We start from the raw sequence: 13026 nt of genomic DNA, 5'->3' as shown, positions 1-13026 counted from the left end.
GTCCCCATGTCTGCCACACAGCCCGCCACCCCCAGTTCCTTGTCGATCACCCTGCAGATCGTCTCCATCGTTTTCTACACCTTTATCGCGTTTATCTGTATCGGCCTGCCGATTGCCGTCATCCCCGGCTATGTCCACGGTGAGCTGGGCTTCAGCGCGGTGGTCGCCGGGATAACCATCGGCTCGCAATACCTGGCCACGCTGCTCAGCCGCCCCATGGCGGGGCGCATGTCGGACAACGTGGGCACCAAGCGCGCTATCGTGCTGGGCCTGAGCGGGATTCTGCTGAGCGGGGTGCTGACGTTCATCGCCACGCTGGTGCAAAGCCTGCCGTTGCTGAGCCTCGGCATATTGATTGTCGGCCGGCTGTTACTCGGCGTCGCGCAGGGCCTGATCGGCGTCGGCACCATCAGTTGGTGCATGGGCGCGGTCGGTGCCGAACATACGGCACGATCGATCTCGTGGAACGGCATCGCCTCCTACGGCGCGATTGCCATTGGTGCACCGCTTGGGGTGGTGATGGTTGCCGACTACGGCTACACCAGCCTCGGAATCGCCCTCACGGCACTTTCCGCCCTGGGCCTGCTGCTGATTCGCAACAAACCTTCGGTGCCCGTGGTGCGCGGCGAGCGGCTGCCCTTCTGGGCGGTATTCGGGCGTATCGCGCCGTTCGGCGCCAGCCTGTGTCTGGCATCGATTGGCTACGGCACACTCACCACGTTTATCACCCTCTACTACTTGAGCCGTGGCTGGACGGGCGCAGCCTGGTGCCTGACGGTATTTGGCGTGTGTTTCATCCTGTCACGGCTGGTGTTTATCTCTGCCATCAACCGCTTCGGCGGCTTCACCGCGGCGATTGCCTGCATGACCATCGAAACCCTGGGCCTGACGCTGCTGTGGCTGGCACCGTCCACCGGCGTGGCCTTGATCGGCGCCGGGCTGACCGGCTTTGGTCTGTCGCTGGTGTACCCGGCGCTGGGCGTGGAGGCGATCAAGCAGGTGCCCAACAGCAGCCGGGGCGCCGGGTTGAGTGCATATGCGGTGTTTTTTGACCTGGCGCTGGCCATTGCCGGGCCGGTGATGGGTGCGGTGGCGCTGAACCTGGGCTACTCGTGGATCTTCTTCTGCGCCGCCCTGCTCTCGGTCACCGGCCTGGGCCTGACGTTGCTGCTCAAGCGCCGCGCTTACTGATCAGCCGTCTGCAAGCCCGCCCGGGTGGATTGCCCGAGGGTGTGATTAAAGAACCGCCCGGCCTCGGAAATCAGGTCGCGGTGGATGCTTTCACGGTCAACTCCGTCGGCATCGGTGCACATGGCGGGCATCGCGGCCAGTTGGCTCTCGTCGCAAGGCGCCATGAACACAAAGTGCCCTGCCCCGGCCAGCAGCTTGAAGTCCGGCGGCTCCGGCAGTTTGCGCGCCAGGGCCTCGGCGTTCTTGTCCACGGCCACCAGCTTGTCGCCGTCGCCGCTGTAGAGCAGCACCGGTACATGCACGTCCGCCAGGGTGTGGCGGCCAAACATCAGGCTCAACGGCGCCATCAACATCAAGGCATGGATACGCGGGTCGGCCTGCGGTTGCAGGTCGTCGCGGTCGACGATCAACTCGCCCTTGGTGGTGCAGGCGTCGCGATCTTCCGGGCGTTGCTGGCAGTAGCGGCGCAGGCGGTCGAGGTCCGGCTTGGCGCCAGCGAGGATCAGCGCGGTTTCGCCACCGGCCGAATAACCGATGACGCCTACCTGGTCGACGTTGACGAATGGCGACAGCATCGGGTCGCCGAGGGTGGCGGTGATCGCTTCGGAAATCTGGATCGGGCGCCCGTACAGGTTGCTCAAGGTGCCCAGCCGGCTGTGATCCTTGTAGTTGTCGCCAGGGTGCAGCACCGCCACCACCACAAACCCCTTGCGCGCCAGGGAGGTGGCGAGGTCGTGCAGGGCCAGGGGCGTGCCGGTATTGCCGTGGGACAGCATCAGCATTGGAAAGCGGCCGATGGCGATTTTCGAGTCTTCAGTGGCGGCGATGTGATAAGCGCCCACCTGGGTGGTGTGTTCCAGGCCGGTGGACGGGTAGAACGCGACGGCTTTCATCGGCTGCAGATCCAGCGGGTCGAGAAAAGTCATGCGGTGGAAGCCCACACTCCAATGGGGGTGCGGCGCGGGCGCGGCTTGCACTGAAATCAGGCCGCCGAGCAGGGAGAGAACCAAGACTGCACAAAGACGCATCATGGGGATGTCCACCTTTGTTGCGTAAGCCCGCGTAGCTGTTGAAGTATCCATGGTTCAGGCGCTCGGACTGGCAGGGTTTACCCATGCGTGCATAACCTGGGCCAAAGTAGTGACAGCGGGTAAACGAAAAAACTCCGTACTCCGATCGCTTTTCAGGCGAGCAGAATACAGAGTTTAGGCGCCTCGAATCAGATTGATATCGAGGAACAGCAAAATTTACACAAGTCTTACGCTGCGGCAAACAATTGTTCGTTGATCACTGCGTTGGCGTCGCTGATCGCCTTGCTGCGCACTTCATCGCCATAGCCCAGGCCGTGGGCGCGGACGATTTCGATGTCGGTGATGCCGAGGAAGCCCAGCAGTACTTTCAGGTAGTCTTCGTGAGCCACACCGGTCGGCTGGCCAACGTGCAGGCCGCCGGAGGTCGACACGATGATGACTTTCTTGCCTCCGGCCAGGCCTTCAGGACCGTTTTCGGTGTAGCGGAATGTCTGGCCGGCGACGGCGATACGGTCGATCCAGGCCTTGAGTTGGGTCGGGATGGTAAAGTTGTACATCGGCGCAGCCAGGACGATGGCGTCGGCCGCGAGGAATTCGGCGAGGGTGTTGGCGCTCAGCTCGGCTTCATGTTTCTGTACGGCATCACGCAGTTCGGCAGCGGTGCCCAGTGCACCCAGGGTCACGCCGGAAAAGTGGTTGATGCCTTCGCTGGCCAGGTCACGGTAGGTCACTTCAACGCCTGGCTCGGCCGCCTGCCAGGTCTTGACGACACCTGCGCTCAACTGACGGGAAACCGAGTTGTCGCCGAGGATGCTGGAATCGATATGCAACAGTTTCATGGTTAATCTCCAAGTAAGCATCGCCAAGGGCGACGGAATGGAAATAAGCCTACAGATGAAACCAATCAGCGATTAGTCAGGCAATATGCGATTATTCGTCCCACTGACAGGACAATAGGCCGACCATGCAAGATCTGAATGACCTCTACTACTTCGCCAAGGTGGTGGAAGCCGGCGGTTTCGCCGCTGCCGGGCGACTGCTGGGGATTCCCAAGTCGCGGCTGTCGCGGCGCATTGCCGAGCTGGAAGAACGCCTCGGCGCCCGCTTGCTGCAACGTACCACCCGCCAACTGACCCTCACCGCCGTGGGTGAACGCTACCTGCGCCACTGCCAGGCAATGCTGCTGGAGGCGGAAATGGCCGACGAGGCAGTGGCCAGCATGTCCAGCGAACCCCGCGGTCGGCTGCGGGTCAGCAGCCCCGTGGGCCTGGCTCACCAATTCCTGCAGACCGTGGTGGCAGAGTTTCTCACCGCCAACCCGCTGGTGCAGTTGGAGATGAACCTGGTCAACCGCCGCGTCGACCTGGTGGCCGAAGGCATTGATGTGGCCTTGCGCGTGCGCGAGCTTGGGGATGAAGACCCGCTGCTGGTGACCAAGCGCCTGCGCCAGGCCCAGACCGCGATTGTCGCCAGCCCCGACTTTGTGCGTGAGCGGCAGATCGACACCCTGGAAGACCTCAAGCAACTGCCGGTGCTGGGCGCCCTGGAAGCAGACCGCATGGTGCACTTCCGCATGCTCAGCCCGGAGGGCAGCAGCCACGACCTGGTGATGGAAGCGCGGCTGGGGATCGATGATTTCCTGGTACGCAAGGCCTGCGCCCTCGCCGGCCTGGGGTTTACCGTGCTGCCGATGATGTATTGCGAGGAGGAATTGGCCAACGGCCAATTGGTGCAGCTCTTGCCCGAATGGTCATTGCCGGGTGGCTGGTTGCAGGCGGTGTACCCACATCGGCGCGGCGTGTTGCCGGCCGTGCGGGCCTGGATCGACCACCTGGATAACGCCTTCAAAGGTTGCGGAGACCGTTTGCTATGAGAATGACCGAAGAACAAGTCGCCACGTTTTGCCTGGGTTTGCCCGGCGCGCGGGAAGATTACAAATGGGGCGGCGTGCGGGTGTTTTCGATTGCCGGCAACAAGATGTTTGCCTTGCAGAACCTACGGGGCGACTCGCTGGCCTTCAAGGTCGACAAGGAGCTGTTCCTGGGCCATGTGGATCGCCCCGGCCTCCACCCGGCGCCGTACCTGGCGCGGGCGCAGTGGATCATCATGGAAACGCCCTACCCGCTGGGCGCCGAGGAACTGCGTGGCCTGTTGCAGCGTTCCCACCAGTTGGTGGTGAGCAAGCTGCCCAAGCGCACGCAGGTCGGCTTGTTGCTAGAAGATCGAGAGTAGCGTGCCACCCAGGAACAGCTGATCAATCCAGAACACCTGGTGCAGCAACACGATCAGCCAGAACACCACCTGATAAGACACCTTGCGCGTCTTGTGGCGGAACACCTGCTGGGCAATCAACGCCCCCGGCCAACCGCCTGCCAGCTCCACCGCGTGCAGGACGTTTTCCGGGGTGCGCCAGCTGTCTTCGCGCGCCTTGCGCTTGTCGCTCCAGTACAGCAGGAACGCCACCACGCTGACCACGCCATAGGCCACCAGCGGGATCAGCGAAACCCCGCGGTACCCCAGCAGCGCCGCACCAAACAGCGGCGCGGCGCACAACAGTGCAAACACCAACGCCTTGAAGCGCGGATGCTGGATGATCATGGCTTGACGGCCGACCAGTCGATCCAGCCGAACTGCCAGGTGGCCAGGATCACCAGGCCGAAGGCGATCCGGTACCAGGCGAACGCCGCGTAGCTGTGGCTGGCGATGAACTTGAGCAGCGCCTTGACCGCGATCATCGCGAAGATGAACGAGGTGACAAAGCCGATGGCAAACACCGGCAGGTCATCCGGCTGGAACAGGTGACGGTACTTGTAGCCCGAATACACCGCTGCGCCGACCATGGTCGGCATCGCCAGGAAAAACGAGAACTCGGTGGCGGTCTTGCGTGAAAGGCCGAACAACAGGCCGCCAATGATGGTAGCGCCCGAGCGCGAGGTGCCCGGGATCATCGCCAGGCACTGGGCAAAGCCGACTTTGATCGCGTCCTTCCAGGTGATGTCGTCGACGGTTTCGGCGTGCACTTCATGCTGGCGGCGCTCGGCCCACAACATGATGACGCCGCCCACCACCAACGCCGCCGCAACGGTGATCGGGTTGAACAGGTAGTGTTTGATCAGGTCGGCGAAAATCACCCCCAGCACCACCGCCGGCAATACGGCAATGATCAGGTTGACGGTGAAACGCTGGGCATTGCGCTGGGTCGGCAAGCCAATGACCACGTCGAGAATCTTGCGTCGAAACTCCCACACCACCGCCAGGATCGCGCCCAGCTGAATGATGATATTGAACGCTTCAAAGCGTTCGCCACCGAAGTTGATCAAGTCGGCCACGATAATCTGGTGCCCGGTACTGGAGATCGGCAAAAACTCCGTCAGCCCCTCTACAACGCCGAGTATCAGTGCCTGTACGGCGGTCCAAAGATCCATCGATTCCCCCAAAGGTCATGCCCACGGCATGCCTCGTTGATATTTTTTAGACGTTCACTAACGAAGAGTGCGCTGCAAGCACAGCGCAAATAATCAAGGCCGAACTGCGAAAATTCCGTGAAAAATCAGGCAGGACTCAGGTTTTTTGATTCTGGGCCGAAAGCCTATCAGACAAGCCGGAAATGTCGATGCAGCACCCAAAATTATAAGAACACGGAGTGACAGGACCATGAACAGTTTGCGCAATATGTCTATCAGCCGGCGCCTCTGGCTGATCCTGATCGTCGCCGTGCTGATGCTGCTAACCCTCGGCCTGCTTATGCTCAAGCAGATTCATGGCGACCTGTACCAGGCCAAGAGTGAGCAGACCCAGCGCGTGGTGCAAACCGCCAGCGGGATCCTGACTTATTATCACAGCCTCGAAACCAGTGGCGTCCTGACCCGTGAAGCGGCGCAGAAGCAAGCCTTGAGCGCGGTACGTGGCTTGCGCTACGGAAAGGACGACTACTTCTGGATCAACGATCTCACGCCCGTGATGATCATGCACGCGGCCAACCCCAAGCTCGACGGCCAGAACCTGTCGGCCATCCGCGATCCGGACGGCTTTGCGGTGTTCAACGAGTTCGTGATCCTGGCCAAGGCCAAGGGCGCGGGGATGGTAAATTACCGCTGGCCCAAGCCCGGCGCCGATGCGCCGGTGGCCAAGACCTCCTATATCCAGCTGTTCGAACCCTGGGGCTGGATCATCGGTTCCGGCGTGTATGTCGATGACGTGCAAGGCGAGTTCCGCGGCCAGGTGTGGAAAGCCTCGGTGGTTGGCCTGGTGATCGCGCTGATCATGGCCCTGCTGGTGGTGCTGATCGCCCGCAGCATCGTGCGCCCGTTGCAGCAGGCAGTGAATGCGATGGCCAATATCGCCAGTGGCGAAAGCGACCTGACCCGCACCCTCGACACCCATGGCCAGGATGAAGTCACTCAATTGTCGCGGCACTTCAACAGCTTTACCGCCAAGCTGCGGCAGGTAGTGGGCCAGTTGCAGACCTGCGCCAACGCCTTGGGCCAGTCGTCCACCGAGCTGGGCAGCAACGCCAGCGATGCCCATGACCGCAGCCAGCAGCAATCGCAGCAGATGGAACTGGTGGCGACGGCGATCAATGAAGTCACCTATGGCGTACAGGACGTGGCCAAAAATGCCGAGCATGCCGCCAGCGAAATGCGCGATGCCCAGGTGCAGGCCGAACAGGGCCAGCTCAATATCGATGGCAGCCTGCAACGGATCGACCAGCTCTCCGGCACCATCAGCCAGGCCGTGGAGGTGATCCGGACGCTGTCGACTGAAAGCACGCAGATTGGCGGCGTGCTGGAAGTGATCCGCTCGATTGCCGACCAGACCAACTTGCTGGCCCTCAACGCCGCCATCGAAGCGGCCCGCGCCGGGGAGCAAGGCCGTGGTTTTGCGGTGGTGGCCGACGAAGTACGGCTGCTGGCCCAGCGCACGCAAAAATCCACGGCAGAGATCCAGGCGATGATCGAGCGCCTGCAAGGCCATTCGGAGGCAGCGGTCAAGGTCATCAGCGACAGCCACCAGGCCTCGCAACTGACCATCGAACAAGCAGGCCAGGCGGGAGCGAGCCTGACTGCCATCGGCCAGGCGCTGCGTAATCTCAACGGGCTGAACGCCTCGATTGCCAGTGCCACGTTGCAGCAGGCGCATGTGGTGGAAGACATCAACCAGAACGTCACCCAGGCAGCCGGCTTGTCCCACAGCACCGCGCTGGCGGCGCAGCAGTCCAGCGTCGCGAGTGCGCACTTGAAAGGCCTGAGCGAACAACTCGACAGCCTTCTGCGCCAGTTCAAGGTCTGACGCCGATGATCGTTCCCACGCTCTGCGTGGGAACGCATCCTGTGACGCTCTGCGTCACCGTTGCGCAGAGCCGGGACGCGGAGCGTCCGGAACTGCATTCCCACGCAGAGCGTGGGAACGATCTATCGTCGCACCGCCGCTCCCACATTGGTTACAATCAGCGCCCTCTTCGACTCCCCCAAGGAACCGCCATGTCCGGGCTTGAACTGTTTGCCGCCGCCCTGGGGGTGATCGCTGTCTGGTTGACGGTTAAACAGAACCCGTGGTGCTGGCCCATAGGCCTGGTGATGGTGCTGCTGTACACCTGGATCTTCTTCGATGTGAAGCTCTACTCCGACATGCTCCTGCAAGTGATCTACGCCGCCCTGCAACTCTACGGCTGGTGGCAGTGGACCCGCGCCGGTGAGGTCAAGCAAGGCCGGCAAGTCACCAGCCTGGGCCTGCAACCGATCCTGCAAGGCCTGGCTGTGGGTGCTGTGGGCAGCCTGTTGCTGGGCGCAGCCATGGCCCACTGGACCGACGCCGCCCAACCCTGGCTGGACGCGGCCCTGACCGGCTTCAGCCTGGTGGCGCAGATGTGGATGGCGCAAAAACGCGTGCAGTGCTGGCCGTTGTGGATCACCGTGGATGTGATCTTCGTCGGGCTGTTCCTCTACAAAGGCCTGTACCTCACCGCCGCGCTCTACGCCTTGTTCACCGTGATCGCCGTGCAGGGCTGGCGTGAATGGCGCGCCGACCCGGCGCTGCACGCATGAAGGTGGTGGTACTGGCCGGCCCGGAATCCAGCGGTAAAAGCTGGCTGGCCGCCCAGTTGCAGGCACATTTTGGCGGGGTAATGGTGGGCGAATACGTACGTCATTTCATCGACCACCACCAGCGCGATACCACCTTGGCGGATATCCCGGAGATCGCCCGGGGCCAGTTGGCCTGGGAAGATGCCGCCCGCGCCGCGCAGCCGGCGTTGCTGATCCTCGACACCAACCTGCTGACCAACAAGCTGTGGAGCCAGACCCTGTTTGGCGACTACCCGGCGTGGCTCGACAGCGAACTGCTCGCCCGCCACTACGACCTGCACCTGCTGCTGTCGCCGGAAGACGTGGAGTGGACCGCCGATGGCCAGCGCTGCCAGCCGGAGTTTGCCGATCGCCTGGCGTTTTTTCAGGCCAGTCGTGACTGGCTGGAGCAACATCATCTACCGCTACGGGTCATCCGTGGGGATTGGCAAGCACGCCAGGACCAGGCCTTTTCAGCTGTGGAACAACTGCTGGATTGACCGGCGGGGACGGTTTTCATGCACCGCTCGTTAGGCATGGCCCACTTTCAACGCTCTGGCGCGCAGGGCTGAAGACCGGTTATCGGGTCAACGCAGTCCTCTACCTGGGGCACAGGTCAATCCTTAAAAGGAGATTGGCCTATGAACATGCGCATCGTTGCCCGCTTGATCAACTTGCCCGAAGACCGTGGCGTTCGTGTTGAAACCGCCGCCCATCACATCCTGCTGGTGCGTTCGGGTAGCGAGGTTCGTGCCTATCAGGCGGATTGCCCCCACGCCGGGGCGCCCCTGGAGCAAGGCGTGGTCTGTGACGGGAGGATCATTTGCCCGTGGCACAAGGCGGCCTTCCGGGTGGATGACGGCCAGGTCTGCGAGCCGCCCGCGCTGGTGCAGCTCAAGCAGTACCCGGTGGAGATTCACGACGGCGTGGTCAGTGTGGGCGACGAGGCACTGCCCTCGCCCGTTGCCCCGCACACCAACGATTCGCGCTGCTTTATCGTGATTGGCGCCGGTGCAGCCGGTTCGGCGGCCGTGGCCACGCTGCGCCGCAAGGGTTTCAGCGGCCGGTTGTTGTGGATCGACCAGGAACAGGACCCCGCCTACGACCGCACCGCCCTGAGCAAATTCGTCATCTGCGGCGAGATGCCGCCGCAGGAAACACCGCCCTTGCTGGACGAGGCCACCTGCCACGCGTCGCGGATCCACGGCGAAGTGCGCCACCTCGACCCTCAAGCCAAGCGCCTCGAGCTTGCGGACGGTCGCCATTTCGACTACGACGCCGCACTGCTGGCCACCGGCGGCGAAGCCAGGCCGCTGGATATTCCGGGCACCGTACTCAACAACGTGTTCGTGTTGCGCTCCCGGGACGATGCGGCGCGTATCGTCAAGGCGGCTCAACCGGGCTCGTGCGCAGTGATCATCGGCGACAGTTTTATCGGCCTGGAAGCCGCGTCCGCCTTACGCAAGCGCGGGTTGACGGTGCAGGTGGTGGGCCGTCACGAGATTCCGCTGGCGGCCCAACTGGGCAAGCGCATCGGTGCCTCACTGCGCCAATTGCATGAAGCCAACGGCGTGATATTCCACACCGCCAGCGAGCCTGCACGCCTGGAAGGCCACATGGACGTGACGACGGTGGTGCTGAAAAACGGCCACAGATTGGCCGCAGACCTGGTACTGATAGGCGTCGGCGTCATGCCTGCCACGGGGTTTGTCGAGGGGCTGGAAAAAGCCGAGGACCAGTCGCTGAAAGCCGATGCCGGTTTGTCTGTCGCGCCCGGACTATGGGCGGCGGGCGATATGGTGACCTTTCCATGGAACGGCCAACCCGTGCGCATCGAACACTGGCGTGTGGCGCAGCAACTCGGGGTGCTGGCGGCGCGCAATATGCTGGGCGCACAACAGGTGTTTGCCGATGTGCCGTTCTTCTGGACGTATCACTTCGGCAAGACCTTTGAACTGCTGGGCCACCCCCGCCACTGGAATCAGCTCCACGTGGAAGGCGACCTGCAGCGCCACGACTTCATCGCCCTGCTCTGCCAGGGCGACGAAGTGGAAGCGGTAGTTGCCTGTGAACATCAGCGGGCCATGGCGCTGCTCTCGCAACGCCTGAAGCACCCGCTGAAGAAGGCCGAGGTGCTGGAGCTGATCCGCGGGCTTTAGTAGCCCAGCGACAACCCGGTATTGCGCCGAGGGTCGTTGGCCCCATAGAAACGGTTATTGCCGACCGGCTTGCCGTCCAGGGACGGCGCGCCTACCAGGATCGCCGCCAGGTGGTTGGCGTCCTGCGGGCCGGCAAACTTGTGGCCCCAGCCTTCGAGGATTTTCTGGGTGTCGGGGCTCAGGGCAAAGCGTTCGATATTGGTCGCCTCAGGCAGCCATTGCTGGTGGAAACGCGGGGCGTCCACGGCTTCCTGGATGTTCATCTTGTAGTCGATCACGTTGAGGATGGTCAGCAACGTGGCCGTGATGATACGGCTGCCACCCGGCGTACCCACCACCATCACCGCCTTGCCATCCTTGGTGACGATGGTCGGGCTCATGGACGACAGCGGCGTCTTGCCCGGAGCAATGGCGTTGGCTTCGCCCTGCACCAGGCCGTACATGTTCGGCACGCCGATCTTGGAGGTGAAGTCGTCCATTTCGTCGTTGAGGATCACCCCGGTCTTGCTCGCCATCACGCCCGCGCCGAACCAGTCGTTGAGGGTGTAGGTCACCGAGACCGCGTTGCCCCACTTGTCGACGATAGAGTAGTGGGTGGTGTTATTGCCTTCGTGGGGCGAAACGCCCGGCTTGATGTCCTGGGAGATCCCGGCCTTCTGCGGGTCGATGGCAGCGCGCAGTTTGGCGGCGTAATCCTTGTCCAGCAGGTGCTCGACCGGGTTCTGCACGAAGTCCGGGTCGCCGAGGTAGCTGTTGCGGTCGACGTACGCGTGGCGCATGGCTTCGATCTGGTAGTGCAGGCCCTGGGCCGAGTGATAGCCGAGGTCGGCCATCGGGTAGCCTTCGAGGATGTTCATGATTTCGCAAATGACCACCCCGCCCGAGCTCGGTGGTGGTGCGGACACCACATGGTAGCCACGGTAGTCACACTCGATGGGCGCCAGTTCGCGGGTCTTGTATTTGTCCAGGTCGGCCTGGGTGATGATGCCTTTGCCCGATTGGCTGGAATCCACAATCGCCTTGGCTACCCAGCCTTTGTAGAAGCCATCGGTGCCCTTGGCGGAGATTTCCCGCAGGGTTTTCGCCAGGTCTTTCTGCACCAGCTTCTGGCCCACCAGCATCGGCTCGCCGCCGTGCAGGAAGATGCCGCGCAGGTCTTTGTCTTTCTTGAATTCGTCGGTGGCGGTGTGCAGCAGGTCGACATCGCCCTGCTCCAGGGCAAAACCGTCTTCGGCCAGCTTGATCGCTGGGGCGATGACCTGGGCGCGCTTGAGGGTGCCGTATTTGCTCAGCGCCAGTTCCATGCCCGACACAGTGCCGGGAACGCCGACCGCCAGGTGGCCCTTGGAGCTGAGGTCCGGGACCACGTTGCCGTCCTTGTCCAGGTACATGTCGGCGGTCGCGGCCAGCGGGGCTTTTTCGCGGAAGTCGAGGAAGGTCTTGCGGCCGTCGGCCAGTTGCACGGTCATGAACCCACCGCCGCCGAGGTTGCCGGCTGCCGGGTACACCACGGCCAGGGCGTAGCCCACCGCCACCGTCGCATCCACGGCGTTGCCGCCGGCCTTGAGCACATCCACGCCCACATGGGTCGCCAGATGCTGGGCGGTGACCACCATGCCATTTTCGCCAGCCACCGGGGCCTGGGAGGCCGCCTGCACGCCGCTGACAGTCAGCACCAGCGCGGTGGCAATCAAAGTTCGGGTAAACGGTTGGTATTTCATCCCTGCATACTCTGTTTATTAGAAGAACTAGAAAGTAATACGTTTCCGATCCAAGCCCCAGCGTTATGCCGCGTTTGTGACAGAGCCTGTCGGTAACGGAATAATGCCCATGCTATATTCCGGGCCTTTACGCCGCGCAGCAGAGGCTTTTCGATGGTGATCAAGAAGACCGGTATCCGCGCCCAGCAAGCCGACCAGACCCGCGCGCGGATTCTCCAGGCGGCGGTCAAGGTCTTCACCCGCGACGGCTATTCCGGCGGGCGTGTGGAAAGCATTTCCCGCGAGGCCGACTCCAACGACCGCATGCTGTATTACTACTTCGGCAGCAAGGAGCACCTGTTTGTGTGTGTGCTGGAGCACACCTATGAACAGTTCAACAAGGCCGAAAGCAAGCTCAAGCTCGACCTGACTGCACCGGTGCAAGCGTTGCAGGCGCTGGTGGGGTTTATCTGGAATTACTACGTCAAGCATCCCGAGTTTGTGGCGATCCTGAGCATCGAGAACCTGCACCAGGGCAAGCATGCGAAGCAGTCGGGTGAACTGCGGCGGTTGTCCGGGGAGGCGGTTGGGGTGTTGCGGCCGATCATTGAAGCGGGCCAGGCCCAGGGGCTGTTTCGTGAAGATGTGGACATCAAGCATGTGTACTTGATGATTGCTTCGTTGTGCTACTTCTATAACTCCAACCAGCACACGCTGAGTTCGTTTTTGGGGGAGGATTTGGCGGATAAGACCCAGCAGCGGGATTGGCTGGGGTTTATCAGTGATCTGGTGTTGCGCGGGGTATGCGTGACACCGCCCATCCAACGGTAGAACCTGGATCTAAATGTGGGAGCGGGCTTGCTCGCGAATGCGGTGTATCAGT

13 protein-coding genes are annotated in these 13026 nt (G+C 62.3%); 8 read left to right on the top strand and 5 right to left on the bottom strand.

The window, feature by feature from the left end:
- The first annotated feature begins 6 nt into the window (after positions 1 to 6).
- Positions 7 to 1191 (top strand): MFS transporter, encoded by a 1185-nt coding sequence (locus HX786_RS03970; RefSeq protein WP_178911757.1) that lies wholly within the window; start codon positions 7 to 9, stop codon positions 1189 to 1191.
- Here the strand turns inward: HX786_RS03970 and HX786_RS03965 are convergent.
- Both HX786_RS03965 and HX786_RS03960 read right to left on the bottom strand, forming a co-directional pair.
- Positions 1185 to 2222: a dienelactone hydrolase gene (locus HX786_RS03965; RefSeq protein ID WP_008436172.1), complete on the bottom strand. Its 1038-nt coding sequence runs from the start codon at positions 2220 to 2222 to the stop codon at positions 1185 to 1187. The genes HX786_RS03970 and HX786_RS03965 overlap by 7 nt on opposite strands.
- A gap of 227 nt (positions 2223 to 2449) precedes the next feature.
- Entirely contained in the window at positions 2450 to 3061 is a 612-nt protein-coding gene (locus HX786_RS03960) for an FMN-dependent NADH-azoreductase (protein WP_003215366.1), read from the bottom strand.
- A 125-nt stretch (positions 3062 to 3186) separates the two neighbouring features.
- On the opposite strand from HX786_RS03960, the gene HX786_RS03955 reads away from it, so the two are divergent.
- Positions 3187 to 4095, top strand: a complete 909-nt coding sequence (locus tag HX786_RS03955; protein ID WP_177123095.1) for a LysR substrate-binding domain-containing protein — start codon at positions 3187 to 3189, stop codon at positions 4093 to 4095.
- On the top strand, positions 4092 to 4454 hold the full coding sequence (locus HX786_RS03950) for an MmcQ/YjbR family DNA-binding protein (RefSeq protein ID WP_102604999.1): 363 nt from the start codon (positions 4092 to 4094) through the stop codon (positions 4452 to 4454). Before HX786_RS03955 ends, HX786_RS03950 begins: the two co-directional genes overlap by 4 nt.
- Here the strand turns inward: HX786_RS03950 and HX786_RS03945 are convergent.
- Both HX786_RS03945 and HX786_RS03940 read right to left on the bottom strand, forming a co-directional pair.
- Entirely contained in the window at positions 4437 to 4820 is a 384-nt protein-coding gene (locus HX786_RS03945; protein WP_003215359.1) for a DUF1294 domain-containing protein, read from the bottom strand. The genes HX786_RS03950 and HX786_RS03945 overlap by 18 nt on opposite strands.
- Positions 4817 to 5647, bottom strand: a complete 831-nt coding sequence (locus HX786_RS03940; RefSeq protein WP_003215357.1) for an undecaprenyl-diphosphate phosphatase — start codon at positions 5645 to 5647, stop codon at positions 4817 to 4819. Before HX786_RS03940 ends, HX786_RS03945 begins: the two co-directional genes overlap by 4 nt.
- 229 nt (positions 5648 to 5876) lie before the next feature.
- Here HX786_RS03940 and HX786_RS03935 point away from each other — a divergent pair, with 229 nt between their 5' ends.
- The 4 genes from HX786_RS03935 (at position 5877) to HX786_RS03920 (ending at position 10443) form a co-directional block, all read left to right on the top strand.
- A complete protein-coding gene (locus HX786_RS03935; RefSeq protein WP_134326697.1) occupies positions 5877 to 7511 on the top strand; it encodes a methyl-accepting chemotaxis protein in 1635 nt (544 codons plus the stop codon).
- 191 nt (positions 7512 to 7702) lie between these two features.
- Positions 7703 to 8266, top strand: a complete 564-nt coding sequence (gene pnuC, locus HX786_RS03930; protein ID WP_003215352.1) for a nicotinamide riboside transporter PnuC — start codon at positions 7703 to 7705, stop codon at positions 8264 to 8266.
- The gene (locus tag HX786_RS03925) at positions 8263 to 8784 is read left to right on the top strand and encodes an AAA family ATPase (RefSeq protein WP_177022621.1); all 522 of its coding nucleotides are present in this window, start codon (positions 8263 to 8265) and stop codon (positions 8782 to 8784) included. The genes pnuC and HX786_RS03925 overlap by 4 nt, the downstream gene beginning before the upstream one ends.
- A gap of 141 nt (positions 8785 to 8925) precedes the next feature.
- A complete protein-coding gene (locus HX786_RS03920) occupies positions 8926 to 10443 on the top strand; it encodes an FAD-dependent oxidoreductase (protein ID WP_178911756.1) in 1518 nt (505 codons plus the stop codon).
- Here the strand turns inward: HX786_RS03920 and ggt are convergent.
- The gene (ggt, locus tag HX786_RS03915) at positions 10440 to 12164 is read right to left on the bottom strand and encodes a gamma-glutamyltransferase (RefSeq protein WP_178911755.1); all 1725 of its coding nucleotides are present in this window, start codon (positions 12162 to 12164) and stop codon (positions 10440 to 10442) included. The two genes, HX786_RS03920 and ggt, sit on opposite strands and share 4 nt — an antisense overlap.
- 153 nt (positions 12165 to 12317) lie before the next feature.
- Between ggt and HX786_RS03910 the strand changes: the two genes are divergently transcribed.
- Positions 12318 to 12974 (top strand): TetR/AcrR family transcriptional regulator, encoded by a 657-nt coding sequence (locus HX786_RS03910; RefSeq protein ID WP_003215344.1) that lies wholly within the window; start codon positions 12318 to 12320, stop codon positions 12972 to 12974.
- The last annotated feature ends 52 nt before the right edge of the window (positions 12975 to 13026 follow it).

It is taken from the genome of Pseudomonas sp. 21615526 (genome assembly GCF_013386245.1).
In the GTDB taxonomy this organism is placed as follows: domain Bacteria; phylum Pseudomonadota; class Gammaproteobacteria; order Pseudomonadales; family Pseudomonadaceae; genus Aquipseudomonas.
This window is presented reverse-complemented; position numbering and strand designations above follow the sequence as displayed.